This window comes from Streptomyces blastmyceticus, from assembly GCF_039521185.1.
In the GTDB taxonomy this organism is placed as follows: Bacteria; Actinomycetota; Actinomycetes; order Streptomycetales; family Streptomycetaceae; genus Streptomyces; species Streptomyces blastmyceticus.
In genome coordinates this window covers 1-19,026 of record NZ_BAAABW010000015.1, presented here as the reverse complement: position 1 = coordinate 19,026, position 19,026 = coordinate 1, and the positions used below count along the sequence as shown (strand labels likewise).

General features: G+C 70.0%; 16 protein-coding genes and 1 pseudogene. 6 read left to right on the top strand and 11 right to left on the bottom strand.

All coding sequences use genetic code 11. The features are described from left to right. The first annotated feature begins 7 nt into the window (after nucleotides 1-7). Nucleotides 8-2,026, top strand: a complete 2,019-nt coding sequence (locus ABD269_RS12745; protein ID WP_344117943.1) for a hypothetical protein — start codon at nucleotides 8-10, stop codon at nucleotides 2,024-2,026. Between the two features lie 12 nt (nucleotides 2,027-2,038). Here the strand turns inward: ABD269_RS12745 and ABD269_RS12740 are convergent, their stop codons facing one another. The 3 genes from ABD269_RS12740 to ABD269_RS12730 all read right to left on the bottom strand — a co-directional run bounded on the left by ABD269_RS12740 (nucleotide 2,039) and on the right by ABD269_RS12730 (nucleotide 4,890). Next, nucleotides 2,039-3,361: a hypothetical protein gene (locus ABD269_RS12740; protein WP_344117942.1), complete on the bottom strand. Its 1,323-nt coding sequence runs from the start codon at nucleotides 3,359-3,361 to the stop codon at nucleotides 2,039-2,041. Between the two features lie 28 nt (nucleotides 3,362-3,389). After that, nucleotides 3,390-3,644 (bottom strand): hypothetical protein, encoded by a 255-nt coding sequence (locus tag ABD269_RS12735; protein WP_344117941.1) that lies wholly within the window; start codon nucleotides 3,642-3,644, stop codon nucleotides 3,390-3,392. Between the two features lie 157 nt (nucleotides 3,645-3,801). Then, the gene (locus tag ABD269_RS12730) at nucleotides 3,802-4,890 is read right to left on the bottom strand and encodes a YncE family protein (protein WP_344117940.1); all 1,089 of its coding nucleotides are present in this window, start codon (nucleotides 4,888-4,890) and stop codon (nucleotides 3,802-3,804) included. Between the two features lie 313 nt (nucleotides 4,891-5,203). Here ABD269_RS12730 and ABD269_RS12725 point away from each other — a divergent pair, with 313 nt between their 5' ends. Beyond that, nucleotides 5,204-6,865 (top strand): gamma-glutamyltransferase family protein, encoded by a 1,662-nt coding sequence (locus ABD269_RS12725; protein WP_344117939.1) that lies wholly within the window; start codon nucleotides 5,204-5,206, stop codon nucleotides 6,863-6,865. Between the two features lie 68 nt (nucleotides 6,866-6,933). On the opposite strand, the gene ABD269_RS12720 is transcribed toward ABD269_RS12725, so the two are convergent. From ABD269_RS12720 to ABD269_RS12695, 6 genes are all read right to left on the bottom strand, one after another. Next, the gene (locus ABD269_RS12720) at nucleotides 6,934-8,193 is read right to left on the bottom strand and encodes an MFS transporter (RefSeq protein WP_344117938.1); all 1,260 of its coding nucleotides are present in this window, start codon (nucleotides 8,191-8,193) and stop codon (nucleotides 6,934-6,936) included. Then, the gene (locus tag ABD269_RS12715; protein ID WP_425572889.1) at nucleotides 8,190-10,208 is read right to left on the bottom strand and encodes an ABC transporter ATP-binding protein; all 2,019 of its coding nucleotides are present in this window, start codon (nucleotides 10,206-10,208) and stop codon (nucleotides 8,190-8,192) included. The genes ABD269_RS12720 and ABD269_RS12715 overlap by 4 nt, the downstream gene beginning before the upstream one ends. 14 nt (nucleotides 10,209-10,222) lie before the next feature. Next, complete coding sequence (locus ABD269_RS12710) at nucleotides 10,223-10,687, bottom strand: NUDIX hydrolase (RefSeq protein ID WP_344117936.1); 465 nt, start codon at nucleotides 10,685-10,687, stop codon at nucleotides 10,223-10,225. Between the two features lie 309 nt (nucleotides 10,688-10,996). Beyond that, nucleotides 10,997-11,695 carry a glycosyltransferase family 2 protein gene (locus ABD269_RS12705; RefSeq protein WP_425572884.1) on the bottom strand — a complete coding sequence of 233 codons (699 nt, stop codon included), beginning with the start codon at nucleotides 11,693-11,695 and terminating at the stop codon, nucleotides 10,997-10,999. Nucleotides 11,696-11,815: 120 nt separating this feature from the next. Further along, the gene (locus ABD269_RS12700) at nucleotides 11,816-12,382 is read right to left on the bottom strand and encodes a hypothetical protein (RefSeq protein WP_344117935.1); all 567 of its coding nucleotides are present in this window, start codon (nucleotides 12,380-12,382) and stop codon (nucleotides 11,816-11,818) included. A gap of 557 nt (nucleotides 12,383-12,939) precedes the next feature. Then, the gene (locus ABD269_RS12695) at nucleotides 12,940-13,404 is read right to left on the bottom strand and encodes an ATP-binding protein (protein WP_344117934.1); all 465 of its coding nucleotides are present in this window, start codon (nucleotides 13,402-13,404) and stop codon (nucleotides 12,940-12,942) included. 493 nt (nucleotides 13,405-13,897) lie between these two features. On the opposite strand from ABD269_RS12695, the gene ABD269_RS12690 reads away from it, so the two are divergent. The 4 genes from ABD269_RS12690 to ABD269_RS12675 all read left to right on the top strand — a co-directional run bounded on the left by ABD269_RS12690 (nucleotide 13,898) and on the right by ABD269_RS12675 (nucleotide 17,819). Beyond that, nucleotides 13,898-15,262, top strand: coding sequence for an NsdA family TPR-like regulatory protein (locus ABD269_RS12690; protein WP_344117933.1), 1,365 nt, complete (start codon nucleotides 13,898-13,900; stop codon nucleotides 15,260-15,262). A 24-nt stretch (nucleotides 15,263-15,286) separates the two neighbouring features. Then, entirely contained in the window at nucleotides 15,287-15,838 is a 552-nt protein-coding gene (locus ABD269_RS12685) for a GNAT family N-acetyltransferase (RefSeq protein ID WP_344117932.1), read from the top strand. Nucleotides 15,839-16,021: 183 nt separating this feature from the next. Continuing rightward, nucleotides 16,022-17,179, top strand: coding sequence for a methyltransferase domain-containing protein (locus ABD269_RS12680; RefSeq protein WP_344117931.1), 1,158 nt, complete (start codon nucleotides 16,022-16,024; stop codon nucleotides 17,177-17,179). A 169-nt stretch (nucleotides 17,180-17,348) separates the two neighbouring features. Beyond that, nucleotides 17,349-17,819: a protein kinase family protein gene (locus ABD269_RS12675; RefSeq protein WP_344117930.1), complete on the top strand. Its 471-nt coding sequence runs from the start codon at nucleotides 17,349-17,351 to the stop codon at nucleotides 17,817-17,819. Nucleotides 17,820-17,872: 53 nt separating this feature from the next. Here ABD269_RS12675 and ABD269_RS12670 read toward each other — a convergent pair whose 3' ends face one another. Continuing rightward, nucleotides 17,873-18,556 (bottom strand): pentapeptide repeat-containing protein, encoded by a 684-nt coding sequence (locus tag ABD269_RS12670; protein WP_344117929.1) that lies wholly within the window; start codon nucleotides 18,554-18,556, stop codon nucleotides 17,873-17,875. A gap of 61 nt (nucleotides 18,557-18,617) precedes the next feature. Next, nucleotides 18,618-19,026: pseudogene (locus ABD269_RS12665) on the bottom strand (hypothetical protein); the annotation flags it as partial.

The window sequence follows — 19,026 nt, the reverse complement described above, 5'->3', positions numbered from 1 at the left end:
GTCCGCCATGCCCGACTCCGCCACCCGCGTGCTCAAGTTCAGCCGGGACTGGGCAGGGCTGTGCCAGAGCGGACGCATCCTCGTCAGCATCGACCGGATCGTCCACGGCGACACGCTCGACGGGATTCTCGCGCACGAGACCGCGCACGACGTGCTGTTGAAATCCACTCAGCTGGGCTGGGTCCTGCTGGCCCTGAGCCCGTCCGCCCTGGACCCCTACCCACCCGGACCGCTGCGCGACCGATGTGCGCGGCTGCTCGAGGCCGGGATCCTCGCCTCGCGCTTCACCCAGGAGGCGGTCGCGACATTCCTGCCCAGCCTCACCGTCGGGGACACCGAGATGGCGGCCTACCGGGCCCGGCACCCACGGGACTACCTCGACGCCGCGGACGCCCTGGAGTGGCTGTGCGCCCGGGACCTCCCGCCGGAGACCAAACGCGAACTCGTCCTCACCATCGGCAAACTCGCGCTGTCCGTCCCCGTCCTGGACGCATGGCGGCCACAGCGACTCCACCGGCCGGAACGCGCCGAGCATTGGTTCCACACCCCGCGCAACCGCCCGGACCGACGCTTCCCCGCGCTGTGCCGCGCCCTGAGGGACCAGCCCGACGAGGTCCTGCGGAGCATGGCCGCCGGCGAACCGGCCGCCGCCGCCCGCCTCTGCGACCAAGTCCGCGTCGACGGCAAGCCGTTCCCCTATGGATGGGTGCCGGCGGACGCCCCGTCGCCCGCATGGCTGGATGGGCTCGTCCGCGACGTGATCCGCCCCCTCATCACCGACCCGTCACTGCCACAGCAGGAACGCGACAGGCTCGAAACGATGTGGGAGCAGCCGACGGCGACCATGCCCGGACTGCAACCGGCCATGATGTCGGTGCTCCTCACCTACACCACGTCCACGCACGGCATGATCGAGGTGAACCCCCCGACCGACGGGCTGCACGGCTACCCACTCGTGGAAGTGCAGCACAACGCGCTCCCTCTCCCGGTGCCGGGCGTGGAACCGCTCGGCACCGACCCGATGTGGCTGCACCAGGGGGAGACGGCGCTGTGGTTCATCTCGCCCTGGAAGGACAACCGCGCCTGCCACCTCTCACCACCATGGCTCCGCGAATGGCTCGACGAACTCGACGACGACACTACGCTGTGCCTGCGCGACGGCGCCGACCTCGCCGGGATCCTGCTCGACGACCCGCGACTGGCCAGGCGGAGGCGCGTCGTCCTCCTCCAGCACCGGACCCCTCACTGGGCCCTGTTCGTCGAACTGCCGGTCACGGGCCTCGACGAGCGGCGCGGGCCGGTGACGATGACCGTGGCGAACTCCGAGCTCGACGGAGTGGCCTATCTGATACTGCGCCCCGAGTGCTCCTCGCCGGTCGTCATCGTCCCGACCGCCCGGACCACCGCCGTACGCGCGGCCCGGGCCCTTCAGGCCGAGCGCGGCAGGATCCGCTTCAGCCTCGTCGACCTGCCCACGTTCCTCACCTCCGGCGCGATGACCCGGGACGTCATGCGGGTGCTCCACAACTTCGAGGCCAAGCCCTGGCCGGAGATCCTCAAGCCGCCCGTCCCACCGACACCCCGCAGGCCCACCCGGGCCGACGCCGAAGCAGCCATGGACGCACCCGCGGCGCAAATGGCAGAAGCATGCGACGCGTTCGAGGCAGCGCCCACCGCGGAGACATTCGCCGCCGTGGTCAAAACTGTCGAAGCCACGCTCGCCTGCCCGTCGCTGCCGTCCGTGTCGTTCGGATGGCGGATCTGGTTCCTGGACAACGCCGTCCGGCGCTTCTACGCCGGGTACGAGAAGCTCGCCGACCCTGACGCGCTGCGGCGGGCGATCGAGATCCAGAGCGACCTGGTGGACTTGCTGCCATCCGACTGGCCGGAACGGGCCGACTGCGAGCGGACGCTGCGCCGCCTCGTGATACGCGGCTACGCAGCGGCGGGCGCGGGCGACAAACCTGAGAAGTGGGGCGCGCTCCTGTGGCTGCTCGCGGCCGAGTTGTCCGACCGCCCGCGGTGACACGCTGCCAGGTCATACGGATGCCGAAGTGCGCGCGAGAAAAGCGAGTGCTTCCTCCTGGGTGCCGAGGTGTACGGGCAGGCCGGTGACCAGTGTGCGGACAGTCCGGACTTGAGCCGGTGTCACGGGCCGGACGGCCCAGTTGACGATCCGGGTCAGCAGCCTCGCACGGAGATGCAACCCCGGCATCGGGCCCTCCGGCCGTGGTGCCAGCACCCCCTCCACGGGCGTGAGTTGTGGAAGCCCGGCCCGCGAGGGGTGGCGGAGCACGGGCGTGCCGTCCGGTCCTGCCTCCAGGCAGGCGAAGGGGTCAGGGCAGGGCCGCCAGCCGGCCCGCGCCAGGAGAGTGCCGCGTTCGACCAGATACGACATCCAGTCCCTGGGAAAGAGCACGGCCCGTCCCTCGGTGTGCACGAGCGCCCCGCACAACAGCTGCGACTGCCGAACCCCGGGCGGTCCGAACCCGGCAACGATCCGTCCGAGCACATCCACGGTCTCGCTCGCGCTGCGGGAGCGGAACACCAGCTCACCACCTCGGAACACCAACCACAGATTTCGCGGACGTTCCACGAGGAGGGTGACAGGTACGTATCCCCCCGCACCGTTCGTGCCGGATCCCCGCGCCGCGCGTGTCACCACCCGCACGGACTCCTCTCCCCGCGCGGCGATGCCCACGGCTCTCCCGTGGGCCTGTGCGATGACCAATGCGTCGACGGCGGTGCCATTCACCGCGACCGAGCAGGATGTCGGCACTTCACGGACCACCAGTTCCGGTTCCGACCCGCCGAGCTCGACCAGGGTCGCGGTCACCGCGTCGAATCCGCGAACAACTCGAGGGATGCCGCCGGGTGTCATCCGCACCGCCGAGGGGGTTCCGGCCCTACCCAGGTCAGCGCAGGAGACGGTCAACTCCTCGATCAGGGACGGCTCCAGTGCGGTACCCGATACCGTGGGACTGCCCTCACCCACGAGGAGCACCGACGTGCCCCGATGAGCGAGAGCTGTCCGATTGGCGGCCAGATCGGTCCGCAGCTGCCAGCAGTAGCCACAGTCAGGAGACGACGCCACCACCAGGACCGGGTGCGGGACGTCGACGCGGCGATGTCCCGCCCGCTCCTCCGCATCCGGCTGAAGGACAGAACCTCGTACGAGGCCTGCCGACCGCCATGACTCCAGACACCGTGCGTGATCGGCCTCGTGGTCGGGCAGGACGGGCGCGCCGCGTATCCAGTTCAGCGCGGTCGGGGACACAAAGGCGGCGGTGGGGACAGAGCAGTGGAGCAGTATCCCGCCGCCGTCGACTTCCTCCAGCAGGACGCCGGGACTCAACTGCACCGTCACGGCTCCTCCGCCCGCGCGCTGTTCATCCGTGGCAATGGCCCCTGTCCTCGCCGGGGGCTTTGAAACAGAATCCCGAGCAGCAGACGTCGATACCCGGCAGGCATTCGGCTCCTTCGGGCAAGCAGAAGGCCACAGGGGCGGCCGGACAGGCGGACGGGGCGATGTACAGCTCCGTGAAGGCCTCCTCGATCTCGGCGACGGCATCGGCGTCCGGCGCTGCGAACGCATCGGCCCGGCTCTGCGAGGCCCATGTGCCATGGGCGGGAATCGTGTCCACGCCACCATTGGGCCCGCCCCGTTGCCGAGCGTCACCGGCGCGAACAGCGCAATTCCACCGCGTACGGAAGCGCTCTCGGGAGTTCTGTGCGGGCGGTCGGACAGCCCGCACACAACGCCCTGGTGCGCGCCGTGGACCCCCGGGAGACCGCTGCCGGTTACCGGACCGTGAGGAACTGCAGAGCCCCGCTGCCCGCCAGATAGAGCGTGCTGTCGTCGGCGCTGATCGCGGCGCCCCGGACGTCGGTGGCGTCGACGTCGGCGAGCGGGTCGAGGAGCGTGCGGGTGGCCGTGTCGGCCACCGCCACCGAGGGTCCGTCGATGTCGTTCTTGACGACGTAAAGCCTGGTGCCGTCGTGGCTCAGCATCGGGTTCCGCAGGTCGGAGTAACCCTGCACGACCGCGATCGTGGCCAGTGTGCCGTCGTCGGCCGTGCTGATCACTCGGACATGGCCGAGGTTGTTGACGACGTCGTAGATCCTGCTGCCGTCCGCGCTGATCGTCGCACCGCTCGTGCCGCTCTCGCCGGGCGGCTGGACAACCGTGCGCACCACGGTGGGCGGGGTGGCCGCGACGTCGAGGTGCACCAGCCCGGCGCCGCCGCTGACGTAGACGTCCTTCCCGCCCGGGTGGACGAGGACGTCGTTCACGTACTGGTTGTCGATGTTCACCGAGCCGGTGCAGGCCCCGGTCGCCGCGGCGAACACCATGACCCGGCTCGGACCGCCCTGGCGGTAGGTCCTCGCCCCGTCCTGGCTGACGTAGAGCGACGCGCCGTCCGGGCTCACGGCCACCGACTTCAGCAGGCCCGGCGCCCAGCCCGCCGGGCGCGGCTGGTCGGGGACGGCGAAGGTGCGGAGCACGGTGTCGGCGACAGCGTCGATGACCGTCACTGTCTGCGCGGCCAGGGCGTAGGCCCGCTTGCCGTCCCGGCTGACCGTCACCTGGCCGGCCATGAGGGCGTTACTCCTGGGCAGCGGGAGCGTGGCCTTGACGGCGCCGGTGCCGGTGTCGACAACCTTCACCAGCGCGGTGGGGCCGTCCTTGTCGCTGTCGTCGATCATGACGAACGCCTGGCTCCCGTCAGGGCTCACGGCCACCGACCCCGGTGACCCGCCGACGGCTGTCGTGCCCACCTCGGTCGGGTGCGGCGGCGATGCGGCGACCGCTGTCCCCGCTCCGAGCGCCGAGAGCACCGCGGCCAGGCAGACCGCCCGACGCAGACTCGCCAGTCTTCTCTTCTTCACTTGTACCCCTCCCGGTGACCGGTCTCGAACGTTAGTCCACCGCCGCCAACTCGGTTGTGCATTCCGGTGATTCGAGGCAGGCGTGGGGCCGTTGGCGGAGTTGGGTATCCACTTGGGCGTGACCGCTCATCGCCGTACGCGCGCTGCCCTGTTCCTGGTCGTCGGCCTGCTCGCCTGCCCGCTGCTCACGCCGGGTGTGGGAGCCCCTCATGTGCTCCGCAGCAGCCCGGTTTCCCTTGTGTCCGCCTTCTCCGCGACGGGCCGGCCGGGATGCGGGCCGGGTCCTGCCGGGTCGGCTCGGGGGGAGAGGTTCATGGTCGCGGCTGCCAGTCCGTCGGCGGCCGCGGCCGGCTGCAGAGTGCTCCGTGACGGCGGCAGCGCCGCCGACGCGGCCGTCGCCGTACAGGCGGTCCTGGCGGTGGTCGAACCCCAGTCCTCCGGCCTGGGAGGCGGCTCGCAGATCACCTACTGGGACAGCGGCAGACACCGCGTCCGGTTCTTCGAAGGGCTCTCCCAGGCGCCGGCGGTCGTCACCGAGGGGCTGGGCGTGCCCACTGCCGCCGAGCAGCAAGGTCACCACGTCCGTGCCTTCGACGAAAGCGTCGAGCACACCGGCCGGGCCGTGGGCGTGCCCGGCACCGTACGCGTCCTCGGCCAGGTGCACCGCGCGTACGGCAACCGGCCCTGGAGCACGCTCTTCAGCGCGGCGGACGGGCTGGCCACGCAGGGTTTCCCCGTCAGCCCATACCTGCACGACATGACACGTGAGGGCTGCCTCCACCCCGATGTGCGAGCGCGCTACTGCGACGGTGACAAGCCCAAGCCGGTGGGCGCGAAGGTGGTCAACCGCGAGCTCGCGCAGGTGCTGCGCGAGGTCGCGGCGGGCGGCCCCGATGCCTTCTACGACCCTGCCGGAACCATCGCCCCGGCGGTCGTGGCCCGCGTGCGTGCCGGCCACTTCAAGGCGCGCAGCGACAGCCACGGCCCCGCGGTGATCCCTTCCCTGATGACGGTGAAGGACTTCGCCGGGTACCGCTCCCATGAACGCACCCCGCTGTGCGGCGGCGTCTTCGGGCACCGTCTGTGCACGGCACCACCCCCTTCGTACGGCGGCATCGACGTCCTGACCCTGCTGGCCCTCGCCGAGCGCAAGGGCATCGCCGAACTCGCGCCGGACACCGCCGACCAGGCCCACCTCGCCATCGAGGCGAGCCGACTGGCCGACGTCGACGCCCGCGCCTACACCGGCGACCCGGCCTTCACTCACGTACCGCTGGCCGCCCTGCGCGATCCCGCCTACCTCGACCGGCGCGCCGCCCGGATCTCACGCACGACCGCGGTACACCCGGTCCGCCCCGGCCTGCCGCCGGGCCTTTCCGACGCCTCGATCGGCAACGACGCGACCAGCCAGGTCAGCATCGTGGACGCCTACGGCAATGCCATGTCCATGACCACCACGGTCAACATGAACTTCGGGGCCGGCATGGAAGCGCGCGGGATCATCCTCAATAACGTACTCACCAACTTCTCCCGCACCCCCGCCGCCGGCCGCCCCAACGCCATGGAGCCGAACAAACGGCCCGTCACGTCCATGGCCCCCACCCTGGTCCTCGACCCCGGCGACAAGCTCCGCCTGGTCGCGGGCTCGGCCGGGGGCAACCCCATCCCGGACTATGTCGCCCAGCAGATCCTCGGCACCATCGTCTACGGCATGAACCCGCAGGAGGCCCTGGGGCAGAGCCACATCAGCGGCCAGACGACCGTCGCGGACTGCGGCGGACAGCCGGACGTACGGTCCGACGTCGAACGGGGAACAGCCGCCGAACGCTTCCTGCCGCGGCTCACCGCCCTCGGTCACCCGTGCGTGGCCGCGGTCCCCCTGCGAAGCGGAGCGGCCCTGGTCGAGGTGACCCCTGGAGGGCTTCTGCGCGGCGCCGCGGATCCGCGCCGCGACGGCACGGCCATGGGCTACTGAGCCCACGATTCGGAGGCCGGTCCTCGATCATCACGGGCTGGGTCTCCTGTCCGGACACGAGCGGGGTTTCATGATGCGGCTGAGGCAGCGGGGATCTCGTGCAGGGCCCGGAGCGAGGAGGAGGCCAGCACGAAGAAGGGAATGACGAGCGCGAGCGTGCCCAGGGCGAGGGTGTTCCACAGCCCGAGCCACGTGCCGGCAGCCCCGGCGAGGAGCGCTGCGAGAGGGCGGGTGCCATAGGTGATCCATTGGCCGGTGGCGAGCATGCGGCCCTGCATGCCGGGATCGCACACGGCTTGGCGGATGCTGCGCTGGGTGGAGCCCTGCGCGGTGGCGCACGCCATCTGGACGAACATGCCCGCGGCGATGGCGGCCTGGCCGGTGCGACCGGGCGAGGCGAGCAGGAGCGGCAGTTCGGTGAAGGGGGTGACGGCCAGGGCGGCGAGCATGACGCGGGCCGGACCGTACCGGTCCACGAGCCGGCGGACAGCGAGCGCGCCTGCGACCCCGCCGAGAGCCGCCACGCTCAGCAACATGCCCAAGACGGCCGCGGTGCCGTGCAGTTCGCGCAGCAGGTACACATCCCACAAGGTGGTCAGGAAGGCGAAGACCCCCGTGTAGGCGGTGCCGGTCATCAGCAGCGGCCGGATCGTCGGGTGCCCCAGCACGTACGTCACGCCTTCCGCGATCTCGCGGCGCAGCGACCCTTGCCGTGCGGAGCTGTCGGGGACTGGTTCGGGGGTGCGGATGCTGCCGAGGAGGAACGCACAAGCCAGGTAGGAGGCGACGTCGAAGCAGACGGCGCGGGCGGCCCCGAGGGCGGCGACGACCGCGCCGCCGAGCTGGGCACCGGCGCTGTCGGCCAGGGAGGAGACTGCGCCGACCTTCGCGTTCGCCTCCAGCAGCCGCTCGCCGGGCAGCAGGGACGGCAGGTAGCTGATGCGTGGGGTGGACCCGATGAGACCGGCGGCCGAGGTCACCAGCGCCACCGCGTACAGCAGCTCCAGTGACAGGTGGCCGGAGGCGTCCGCGAGCGGGACGGCGGCGAACGCGGCGCCGCAGACGAGGACCGCGCCGATCATCATGGGGCGCTTGCGATGCCGGTCGGCGAGCGCCCCGGCGGGAAGAGCCACCAGCAAGGGCGGTAGCCGCTCGGCGAACGACAGCAGCGACACCTCCCACACGGTGGCGTGCAGGGAGACCACGGCGATCAGCGGCAGAGCGACCGTGGTGACGCCGCTGCCCGTAATGTCGATCGCGCACGCGGACCAGTAGCGGACGAAGTCCCCGTGCCGCCACAGGCTCCTTCCCGCCGGGGCGCCGCTCACCGCTGGTCGCCGTTCTTCACCGCGTCGTCGGCCGGGCGCCGTGGCCCCGGCACGGGGGCTTCCTGGTACTGCCGGGCCTGCATCTCGTACAGCTCGCGGAACACCCCGGCGGACGACGGGGCCAGCAGCTCCTCGAACGTGCCGGACTCGCGGAGCTCTCCGTGTTCGAGGACGTGGATCAGGTCGGCGTACTTCACGGAGGCGAGGCGGTGGGTGATCAGGACGACCGTCTGGCCGGTGTCGGCGAGCTTGCGGATCTGCTCGAAGACGTCCTGCTCCGCGCGCGCGTCGAGGGCGGAGGTGGGTTCGTCGACGATGAGGATCGGCGCGGAGCGGTACCGGGCCCTGGCGATGCCCAGGCGCTGCCACTGCCCGCCGGAGATCTGGTGCCCGCCCTTGTAGCCTTTGTTCAGCAGGGTGTCCCAGCCATGGGGCAGCTCTTCGACGACCGTGTCGGCTCCCGCGTGCGCGGCGGCCTGCTCCAGCGCCCGCTGGTCCGTGGGGCGGTCGGGGCGGCCGATGGCCACGTTCATACGGGCCGTGAACGGCCAGCGATGGAAGTCCTGGCTGACCATCGCGAACTGCGCGAACACCTGCGCCCGGTCGAGTTCGCCGGCCGTGACGCCGTCCCACAGGATGCGCCCGCTGTCCGGCTGGTAGAGCCCGGCCAGCAGCTTGGAGATGGTGGTCTTGCCCGAGCCGTTCTCGCCCACGAACGCGATGATCTTCCCAGTCGGGATGTCCAGGCTCACCCCTGTCAGCGCCGGCCGCTCCGCCTCCGGCTCCTTGCCCGGCTCGTCGTCGTTGTCGGCGGGGTAGGTGAAGGTGACGTTCTCGAAGCGGATCAGCTCCAGCTTGTCGGGGACCGGTCGGCCGCCGTCGGGAATCGCCCACTGCTTCGCGTCGACGAAGAGCCGCTCCAGGTCCTGGACGTAACAGGCCTCTTCGTAGAGGTTGTTGACCTGGAGGACGAGGGTGGACAGGCTCTGCCCGCCGGTACGGACGGCCAGGACGGCGGTGCCCGCGACGGACAGGGCCATCACGCCGGTGACGAGCAGCCCGGCGAGCGCCGCATAGGTCAGGAGAGCGGCGAGGCCGGTGAAGGCGGAGGCCACCAGGCGGACCCGTGCCGCGTCGGCCGCGAGACGGGCCTGCTCGATCTCGGACGCCTGCGACATCTGCCGGAAGTGCTCCAACAGGAAGGGGCCGACGCCGTGGACGCGGATCTCCGGCGCCGGGCCGGTGCGCACCAGAGTCTGGCTCAGCAGCCGCCCGGCCCGCGAGTGCTCCATCCACCGCAGGTAGGAACCGTACTTCGCGCGGCTGTTCTGCAGGGATGCCCAGGAGCGGGGCACGGTCATCAGCACCAGCAGCGGCAGCAGGGCGGGGTGCAGGACGGTGAGCACCCCGGCGGCGGCCACGAAACTGACCAAGGAGCCGATGACCCCGGTGCAGGCGCTGACCATACGCCGGGACGTCTGGGCACCGTACTGTGCCGAGTCCATCAGCCGCTGGAAGGCGGCGTCCTCGACGGCCGCCAGCTCCACGTCGATCACGTGCGACAGGTACATCTCGGTGGCGACCCGCTCCACCTTCGGCCCCAGCCGGCCGGAGCCCGAGGTGGACGCCGCGTTGGCCAGGGCCCCGACGATGCCGGTGGCGGCCACGCCGATCATCGCGGGGACCGCGGACTGCATCCGGTGCCCGATGGCGCCGTTGGCCAGCACGGCCGTGAGGACGGCGTTGATGGCGATCAGACCGATGGCCTGGCTGACCCCGCGGACCAGCTCCCCGATGCCGACCGTCCACAGGGCTCGGCGTTCGGCACGCCACGCCAGCCTCGCCGTGAACGCCACGAGCCGGGGCAGGCGCAGAGCCATCGCCCACAGCGACATCTCGAAGTAGGCGTTGCGGTAGTCGGCCCACTTCGCCGAGTAGACCAGCGGCCCGCCGAACAGCAGCTTCTCCGACGGCGACCCCTCGGCCTTCTCACCCGGTGCCGTGGTCGCCCTCATCCGCTTCGTCGTCTTCACGCCGCCCCTCCCATTGGCCAGCCGTGCTCGGACAGCAGGTCCCCGGCGCAAAACTGCTTCAGGACGGCGGCGGTGTACGGCACGCAGTCCGCCGGTGGCCGCGCGGGATCCGCCCACACCAACTGCGAGCACTTCTCCGGCTCACGGATGAACGGGTGGCCCGACCACCGCTGCGCGGTGAACACCATCCCCATGCGGCCCTCGCCCTCGGGGCTGCGGTGGTGGATGACGTGGCAGAACTCCAGATCTGCAGGCGCGATCGTGACCCCGACCTCCTCGGCGACCTCGCGCAGAGCTCCCTGGGTGACAGGCTCGTCCTCCTCCAGGTGCCCGCCGGGCGGGCACAGCAGCCCGGAGGCGTACACCCTGCCCGCCCGGCGGAGCAGCAGGACCCGCCCGTCGTCACGGACCATCAGCACCAGCACGTCGACCACCAGCCGGTAGCGCGGCAGCTGCGTCATGCCCGCCTCCCCGTGACCGTTCGAGCATGGCGGCCAGATGTCCGGCCGTGTTCGAATCGCAAACGCACCCCCGTGGCATTCGTGAGCCGGTCGTTGTGGTGATGCACTACGCCTCCTCGTTGACGAGCGGATCGGACGAGTGATCGGGAAAACGACCCCCGTTGGGGGTCGTCACGGCTTCCGATGAGGGTTTTGTCGAGCGAAAATTCGATCGGGTGTCAATCGCCCCGCAGGCTCTGGGCCGGGGCCGGTCGGCGCTTGTGCGATTCACTCCGCCGTGTCCGGTCACCCGATCCGGGGCTTGCGTTGCTACCGGGAACGATCACCTGATGCACCCCCGCTGCCTCTTGCAGCGCGGCGGAGGAGGCCCTGCGCCCGCAGGCGCGCCGCACCGGGCCGGGGGTGCTCGCGGCCTCCGCTTCTCTCCCGCGAAGGACCGCACGCTCTTGGACGCACCCGCCACCGTTCAGCCTGCAAGCCGAGATACCGGATCACGTCCACCGAAGCGGACAGGAGGCCGGTGCGGGTGAGCAGTTGGTACGGCAGCACGGTGTCGCGCAGCCGGTAGGTGTCGCCGATGTCGGCGTACGGGTGGATGTGCATCAGCCGGGCGATCGACACCCCGTGCCACCATGCCCGCGCCCCCACGGCCCGCAGGGTCAGGTCGTACGGGTGGACGGCCCGGCGGACCACGGCATCGGGCGCGACGATGACGAACTCCCCGGCCCACTGGGCCCGTACGGTCATCTCCAGCTCCGCGCAGTTGAATTGACGACCGAATCGGGTATCGAACCGCAGCCCCGCACTGCGGCGCATCCCCAGATTGCAGCCGGCCACCCACCACGGGGGCGCCAGCTCGCAAGCGGACTCGGGCCAGCACGTGGGGGTGAACAGCCGCAGCACCGCGGGCGGCACCACCGGGGCGCGTGCGGCGGTGAACTGAGGCACGACCTGGCCACCGGCCAGGCCCGCACCGCTGTGCGTCAGCGCGATGACCATGGCGCGCATCCACCCGGGGGTCGGCCGCGCGTGCGGGTCGGTGATCAGAACCCACTGCCCGGTTGCGGCGCTGATGCCCGCCGTTCTTGTCGCGCACGGCCACGACCAAACTCACCGGCCCGGCGGCGCTCACGGCGTACTTCCCTCTGCCACCGGCCTGTTGGTGACCTGACCGGACTCGCGGGGGAACAAGCCGTACTGCCAGGCGTGACGGACGGCGTGAGCGGGGGTGAGAGCGTCGAGCTTGGCCAGCAGGCTCCGGTTGATGTCCGTCAGGTCGAAGAGCAAGAGCTTGCGGGCCTGGCTGAGGTGCTTGAACGTGAATCCGCCGGAGTGGGCGAGGAGGACCATCCACTCGTCCGAATTGAGGTCCGGAGCCGGGTCGCCCAGCTCGCCCGGCGTGGGGTAGTCGCTGTGGCCGTAGGCGGTGTGGACCAGGAGGGGCATCCGGCTACGGCAGCCGAGAGCCGTGGTGGCCTTGATCAGAAGACGGTCCAGCGCCCCCAGCGTGATTCCCAGGGCCGTCGCGGTCTGCTGCCGCGTCCGGCCCAGGGCGATCAGCGTGATCGCGGTCAGCAGCTCCGGGGTGAGGAACGTGCTGGCTGTAAGCGCCTTGTACTCGGTGGCGGGTACGAGCGAGGCGAGGACGAAACCAGGAGGAACGGTGACATCTGCGTGTGCGTGCGTGGCGGGCATGGGTCGACTTCCGGGAGAGACGGGCAGAGGGGAGCGCGGGGACATCCGGCGCGGCCGGAGGAGCTGTCCGGGTCACGGTGCGGGTGGGGCGATGTCGAGCACGACGGGAAGGTGGTCGGACAGGGCCCTTGTTGGCCTGGGCCAGTAGCTGGATGGCCCGGCGGTCGGTGTCCCCGAACACGCCGCCGGGGGTGAGGTGGCAGTGGCGCGAGCGCCGACTGGCGGGGACCTGGAACCAGTCCGGCTCGGGGTCATCCCGGCCGGGACGGCGATCACCGCGAGGACCACAGCGGTCGCGGCGATCCGGCGGACCAGGCGAACGCGGCCTGCCTTGCGGTGGGTGCCACGGGTGCGTACGACTGCGTGGCGCCCCGACCGCGCAGAGTTGCCCAGCTCACCTGCGACCGGCGCCGGTGGTGTGGACAGCAGGTTCTCGCAGACTCTGCCTCTGTCCTGAAAGCCAGGGCCGTCGCGGTGGAGGCCATCCCAGATCCGCTCCAGCTGCCCGGTGTCGACCGGTGAGGTCGCAAAGGGCAGCGGCAGGTCGTGTTCCGCACTCACCGCGTATCGCCCTCCGGTGTTGCGGACACGTACGCCCAGGTCGACCGGCGCCCGTTGGGCAGGGTGCGCCAGGCCCACGAGTCGGCCATGGCCTCGACCAGGGCAAGGCCGCGGCCGTGCTCGCATTCGTCCTCGGCCCGGGGGCGGATGGCGGGTGCGGTCGGTCCTCCGCCGTCCTCGACCTCGATCAGCACCGCCCCGTCGGCCTCCGCCACGCTCAGCCCGATCTCGTCTCCCGGCACGGGAATCGTGTGCAGCAGGGCGTTGGTGAGGAGTTCCGAGACGATCAGCTCCACCCTGTCCACCACGTCCTTGCAAGTCAGCCCCCAGCTGAACAGCAGGGCCGTCACCCCGTGGCGGGCATTTTGGAGGGCGATCTCGTGGGGAACCACGCTCACCGACTGCTGCCGACGCACCGGCAGCCGCGGGCGTTTGCGCAGAGCGGGAGGGACTCGGGACAAGCGTGAGTTGTCCGGGCCCGGGACGGGGCAGGCCGCCACGTGGCTCGTCATGTCCGGTCTTCCCCCGGACTGGCTGCGCCTCCCGGACGGCCGACCGTGAGGAGCCGGGAGAGCAGTTGCCGCGGAGTGAACTTCGGCTTTGCCTGACGGCGGCCGCCCGGGGCAGGTTCGCCCCGGTGGACCTGGGGTCGTACATCCGTGGTCATCAGGTGTTCTCCAGTGCAAAGGAGGCGCAGCTGCCGGATAGGGCGAACGGCTTCCTGGATGGGTGGTGGTCGGCACTCTCGGAAACGCAGACCATGAGCGTGGCGAGGAGCGGCTGGCATCTCCACCGTCAGCGGACCGTCGCCTTCCGCGCTCACGGTGACGCGCCGCCGCCATCGGGCCGCCATCGGACCGTCATCTTCGGCCGACCGGCGTCTTCCCCTCTCGTCGAGCGTGCTGACGTTCTAACGTCGAGAAGGAGGTGTCGGGCACATGGGATGGGAGAGCGATGCGAACACTGCTTCGGGTGCTCATCGGTGAGCGGAACTGGCAGTCCTACCCCACCTTCAGAGCCCAGTACGAGAAGGCGGCCCGGGAGTTGGCGGAGTTGGAGGGCAGTCCGCACCTGGTCTCCTTGACTCTGGGCGAGCGCACCTTCGAGCGGTGGTACGCGGGCAATGTCATGCCCATCCCCGATGCCCGCCGCGTTCTGGTACACCTCTTCGGCTACCCCGTCGAAGACCTGCTCGGACCGGCCCTCCAGGACGCAACGACCCCGGCAGTGCTGCGCCCCTCCCGCCGGGCGGGCGCCATGTTCACCGATCACCGCGCCGTCACAGGTGCGGAAGTTCATGAGATGGGAAGGCAGGTTGCCATGGCAGCCAATCGGGCCCTGAGGTTCGCTGTAGCGGCGGAGAGCAACCAGATCGGGCCGGAGACTCTGGCTCACGTCACCGAAGAGGTCCGGCGTATCGCCGGGGCCTACCCCCGGGTGCCCCTGAACTCCATCCTCGGCGATCTCATCGAAGTCCAGGACCTCACTTTCCGCCTCCTGGAAGATCACCGTATGCGACCCGGCCATGCCCGCGACCTGCACCTGATGGCTGCTATGTCCTCCGGCATGCTCGCCAAGGCCGCCCACGACCTCGGTGACCCGCAGTCGGCCATGCGTCAGGCACGGGCCGCCTACGTCTGCGCCGACCAGGCCGACCACCCGGCCATGCGCGCCTGGACTCGCGGTTTGCAGTCCCTGATCAGCTACTGGGCCGGCCGCCCCACCGACGCCGTCGGCTACGCCGCGAGTGGAGCCGCCACCGCACCCCGCACCACCGGCACTGTCGGCGTGTGGCTGGCCAGCCTCGAAGCCCGCGCGCACGCCCTCCTTGGCGACGGCGAATCCGTCCACCGGGCCAACCGGCACGCTACCGACGCCCGCGAATACGTCACCGGCGACGACCTGGACGACATCGGCGGCATCCTCACCTTCCCTCGCCCCCGCCAGCTCTACTACACCGCCGAGGCCGAAGTCCTCCTCGGCCAGCCCGACACCCGCACAGAAGAACACGCCAAGGCAGCCGTCCGCGCCTACCGCGACGCGCCCCCGGAAGAATGGGCCTTCGGCGACGAAGCCGGAGCCTGCACCAACCTGGCCCTGGCCAGAATCGCCACTGGCAGCCTCGACGGCGCCGCCGACGCAGTCCGTCCCGTCCTCGACCTGCCCCCCGACCAGCGCAACGCCGGAATCATCATCAGCACCCAGCGCGTCCACGGCGCCCTGCGCACCACAGCCGTCCGCTCCAGCCCCCAGGCCAGACAACTGCGAGCCGAAATCGAGCTGTTCACCTCCACGCCCGTACCAGCCCTGCACCTGTGAACGCTCTCGGTAGAGTCCTTGAGCATGTACCCGGTCAGCTACTCCAGCCCCCGCCTGGCGCTGCGCGAACTCACCACGGACGACGTGGACCCGGTCCACGCCATTTACGGTGACCCCGACGCCACCCGCCACCTCTCCTTCGAGCCTCGCACACGCGACCAAGTGGCCCAGCTCATCACCCGGACCGTCGAATCCGCAACCACGACCCCACGCAGCGAATACGGCCTTGCTGTAATCCGCCGCGCGGACAGCGAACTGATCGGTTTCGCACGCCTCGCCACTGAACCTCAACAGGCCGCAACCATCGGATTCGCCCTGCGCCCCGACACCTGGGGCACCGGCTACGGCACCGAAACCGTCCGAGCACTGCTCTCCCTCGGCTTCGACACCCTCAAACTCCACCGCATCTGGGCCGCCCGGTCCCCGGCCAACGATGCCTCTGCCAAAGTCCTTCTCCGCGTCGGCCTCACCGAGGAAGGCCGCATCCGCCACCACGTCCATGTACGTGGACAATGGCGCGACTCCATCACCTACTCCATCCTCGAAGACGAATGGCGCACCCCAACTGCCCCATGAACGCCCCAACCCAACACCAGTGGCCTGTCGGCCTAGCGAGCCCGAGAGATCAGGAGGCACACCTCATGGGTAAGCACGGTGACGGCAAGGACGGGGAGGAAGGCGACAAGAACCAGTCGAAGAAGGAAAGCGACGGGCAGTGGACCAAGCCCGTCACGAACCCGCCGAAGAAGTGAGCCCGCGATGAGCACACCGGAACGCCTGGTGCAGATCCTCACGAACAAGGGCGCGCTCCGGCCCGGCTCCCCTTGGGCGGACAGCGTGGCCGAGGTGCCGAGGGAGCTGTTCCTCCCCGGCGTCATCGAGGCCGACGACCGGACCATCGACCGTACTCACACCCCGAAACGGTGGGCCTGGGCTGTCTACGCCGACCTGCCCCTGATCACCCAGATCAACGAGGGCCAGGACCTCGGCGAGGACGCCTACCAACGGCCGACCTCGTCCAGCTCCATGCCGACGATCATGCTTCAGATGCTCGATCTGCTCGACACCCGTGAGGGCCAACGGGTCTTCGAGGCGGGCGCGGGCACCGGGTACAACGCGGCCTGGCTGTGTCACCGTCTCGGGTCCGACTATGTGACCACCATGGACGTCGACCCTGTTGTCGCCAAGCAGGCTGAAGCCAACCTTGCCAAGGCGGGCTTCACTCCGCGGGCGCTGTGCGGGAACGCCGAGAACGGTACACCGGACGGTGGCCCGTACGACCGGACCATCGCAACGTTCACCGTCGCGGACATCCCGTACGCCTGGGTCGAGCAGACCATCGACGGCGGGCGAATTGTCGCCCCGTGGGGCGGAGGGATCTACCACTACAGCTTCGCCGTCCTCGACGTGCACGACGGCCGGGCTTCCGGGCGCTTCGTCGGCTATCCCGCCTTCATGCGCACCCGCACCCAGCTCCCCCAGGGAGGACGGCAGCGCGACTTCTACCATCACGAGGACGACGGCACCCTCAGCCGCACTCACGTCTCTCCCCGCGAGATCAGCGGCGACGCCGACGCCCTCTTCTGGATCGATACCACCGTCCGCGACGCCTGGCACCGGGTCGGTGAGGCCGACGACGGCTCCGAGGAGGCCACCCTGTGGCTGTTCTCTGCCGACCGCTCCTCCTGGGCCACCGCCGAGTATGTCCCGGGGCAGACCGAGTATGAGGTCGAGCAGTATGGACCCCGCTGTCTGTGGGACGAAGTCGAAGCCGCCTACCAGAAGTGGGTGGATCGCGGCCGGCCGGAACGCGACCGCGCCGGGCTTACAGTGACCCGCGAAGGACAGCACGTATGGCTGGACAACGAGGACAACAGCGTCGCTACCGTCCCCGCAGCCCTTCGAATTCAGTCCTGAAGCTCCTCGCCGAAGACGATAAGTAGCGGTTGCCCCTCTGGGTGAGGGCGGTTTAGGCCAGGCGGGCTTTCAAGTACACGACGACGCCGGGTGGATCATCCTCGGGTTCGAAGTCATCGACGGGCGCGGCCTTGACTTCGAGCCCGACTCGTCGGACCTCCATATCGCCGTGGACCTTCTCAACCGTGCGGCGAGCCTGGAGTTGCCCGACGTCGCACGGGGATGGGGGGAAGACCGGTGGGACGCCTACGTCAGCAGCGAAGACGAGCTGACGTTCCTCCGTGGTGACGCTCTGCTGCATACCGACATCAACCCGTCCAACTTGGTGGTAGGGGATGCGGGTGCATGGCTTATCGACTGGTCATGGCCCACACGCGGGGCAGCGTTCATCGACCCGGCCTGTTTCGTCGTGCAACTGGTGTCAGTCGGCCACAGCCCCGAGTCCGCCGAAGGGTGGGCGGCCCGCTGTACCGCGTGGGCGAACGCGGACCCCAAAGCGATCGACGTGTTCGCCGCGGCCGACCTGCGAATGCACCGTGCTATCGCCGACCAGCGTCCCGATCAGGCATGGCTCAGGGCCATGGCGGAAGCGGCTCAGGCATGGGCGGACCGCCGAGGCATCACCGAGGCAGGGCTGTAAGCCCACTGCGAGATCGCCGTCACACCATGGGCGCGGTCCCCGTGGCTGTCGGGTCAGCCCTGAAGGTCTTCGCCGAAGGTCACGTCCAAGTCCTCCGCCAGGGCCTGGGCGAGCTGGAGGACCTGTGGCCGGTCGATGATCACGCGGCGGAGGCTGCTCACCCCGCGCACGGCTGAGAGATCGTTGCCACGCAGGTCGAAGCCCGCGTACCGGCCGCTGTCGAACTCGGTCTTCTCCATCGTGCAGGTGTCGAAGGCCGCGGACCCAAGGTCGCACGAGGCGAACGTGGCCTCGTGCAGCGAGCAGCCCGAGAAGACCACTGGGCCGGCGGCGCGGACCCTGCTGAACGTCGTGTAGTCGAGCCTGCACTTATCGAAGAGCACGTTCTCGAATGTGATGTCTTCGAAGGCGCCACCCATGATCTTGCATTCGGAGAAGACGACACGGGAGAGCTTCCCGCCGGAGCAGCGCAGCGAGGACAGCTCGCACTCGGAGAACTCCACCGAATCGGCGCGCAGGTTCTCGAGCACGGTTCGCTGAGTCCGTAGCCGCAGGACCCAGCCGTCGAGGAGATGTGTGTCGGCCAGGCTCAGCTCCCGCAGGCTCGCGTCGGCGTAAGAGAACTCCACGGCCCGTCGGACAGGACCGTCCAGGGATGTAACCGTGACTAGTCGGAGGCCGGGATCGTCGAGCGCGGGGAGCGTGACGCTGGTCTGCCGGACCGTACGGAGCTTCATCAAGGCGCCTTCCTGCGTGCGCGGAAGGAGTGGTCACCGCCGCGCCTTGTGTATCGAGCTGTCATGAGGCTTGGGAGCCCTGTGCTGAGGAGGCCGAGGTTCCGAGCTCGGCCAGCAGTCGATCGGCTTCCCGCCGGGCGGGGTTCAGCCGGGGATTCGCATCATCGGGGTAGGCGAGAAGGTTCGCGCAGGCAAACAGGCCCATCAGCTGGCCGTCCCTGCTCTCCAGGTCGTGTCGGCGTTCGTGCCGGACACGGTCGGCCAGCGACGGGATCGTAAGGGAGCTGGCCCACAGGGTGGCGGAGTCCAGGCCACGCGGTGCCATCCCCCAGTCCTCCCAGTCCAGCAGCCAGCACTCCGGCCCCGTCACGTTCGCCCAGTTCAGGTCGGCGTGAGCCGGAGTCCACCTCCTAATGATGTTGTCAAGCCGCCGCTGTGACCGGGAGTTCATCTTGGAAGCGCTTTCCGTC

What these genes read in the sequence shown, in the direction of transcription:
- ABD269_RS12705 (WP_425572884.1), bottom strand. Translation starts at nt 11,695, where the DNA reads ATGCGCGCCATGGTCATCGCGCTGACGCACAGCGGTGCGGGCCTGGCC.
- ABD269_RS12670 (WP_344117929.1), bottom strand. Translation starts at nt 18,556, where the DNA reads ATGAAGCTCCGTACGGTCCGGCAGACCAGCGTCACGCTCCCCGCGCTC.
- ABD269_RS12725 (WP_344117939.1), top strand. Translation starts at nt 5,204, where the DNA reads ATGGTCGCGGCTGCCAGTCCGTCGGCGGCCGCGGCCGGCTGCAGAGTG.
- ABD269_RS12700 (WP_344117935.1), bottom strand. Translation starts at nt 12,382, where the DNA reads ATGCCCGCCACGCACGCACACGCAGATGTCACCGTTCCTCCTGGTTTC.
- ABD269_RS12715 (WP_425572889.1), bottom strand. Translation starts at nt 10,208, where the DNA reads ATGAGGGCGACCACGGCACCGGGTGAGAAGGCCGAGGGGTCGCCGTCG.
- ABD269_RS12710 (WP_344117936.1), bottom strand. Translation starts at nt 10,687, where the DNA reads ATGACGCAGCTGCCGCGCTACCGGCTGGTGGTCGACGTGCTGGTGCTG.
- ABD269_RS12685 (WP_344117932.1), top strand. Translation starts at nt 15,287, where the DNA reads ATGTACCCGGTCAGCTACTCCAGCCCCCGCCTGGCGCTGCGCGAACTC.
- ABD269_RS12680 (WP_344117931.1), top strand. Translation starts at nt 16,022, where the DNA reads ATGAGCACACCGGAACGCCTGGTGCAGATCCTCACGAACAAGGGCGCG.
- ABD269_RS12745 (WP_344117943.1), top strand. Translation starts at nt 8, where the DNA reads ATGCCCGACTCCGCCACCCGCGTGCTCAAGTTCAGCCGGGACTGGGCA.
- ABD269_RS12690 (WP_344117933.1), top strand. Translation starts at nt 13,898, where the DNA reads ATGCGAACACTGCTTCGGGTGCTCATCGGTGAGCGGAACTGGCAGTCC.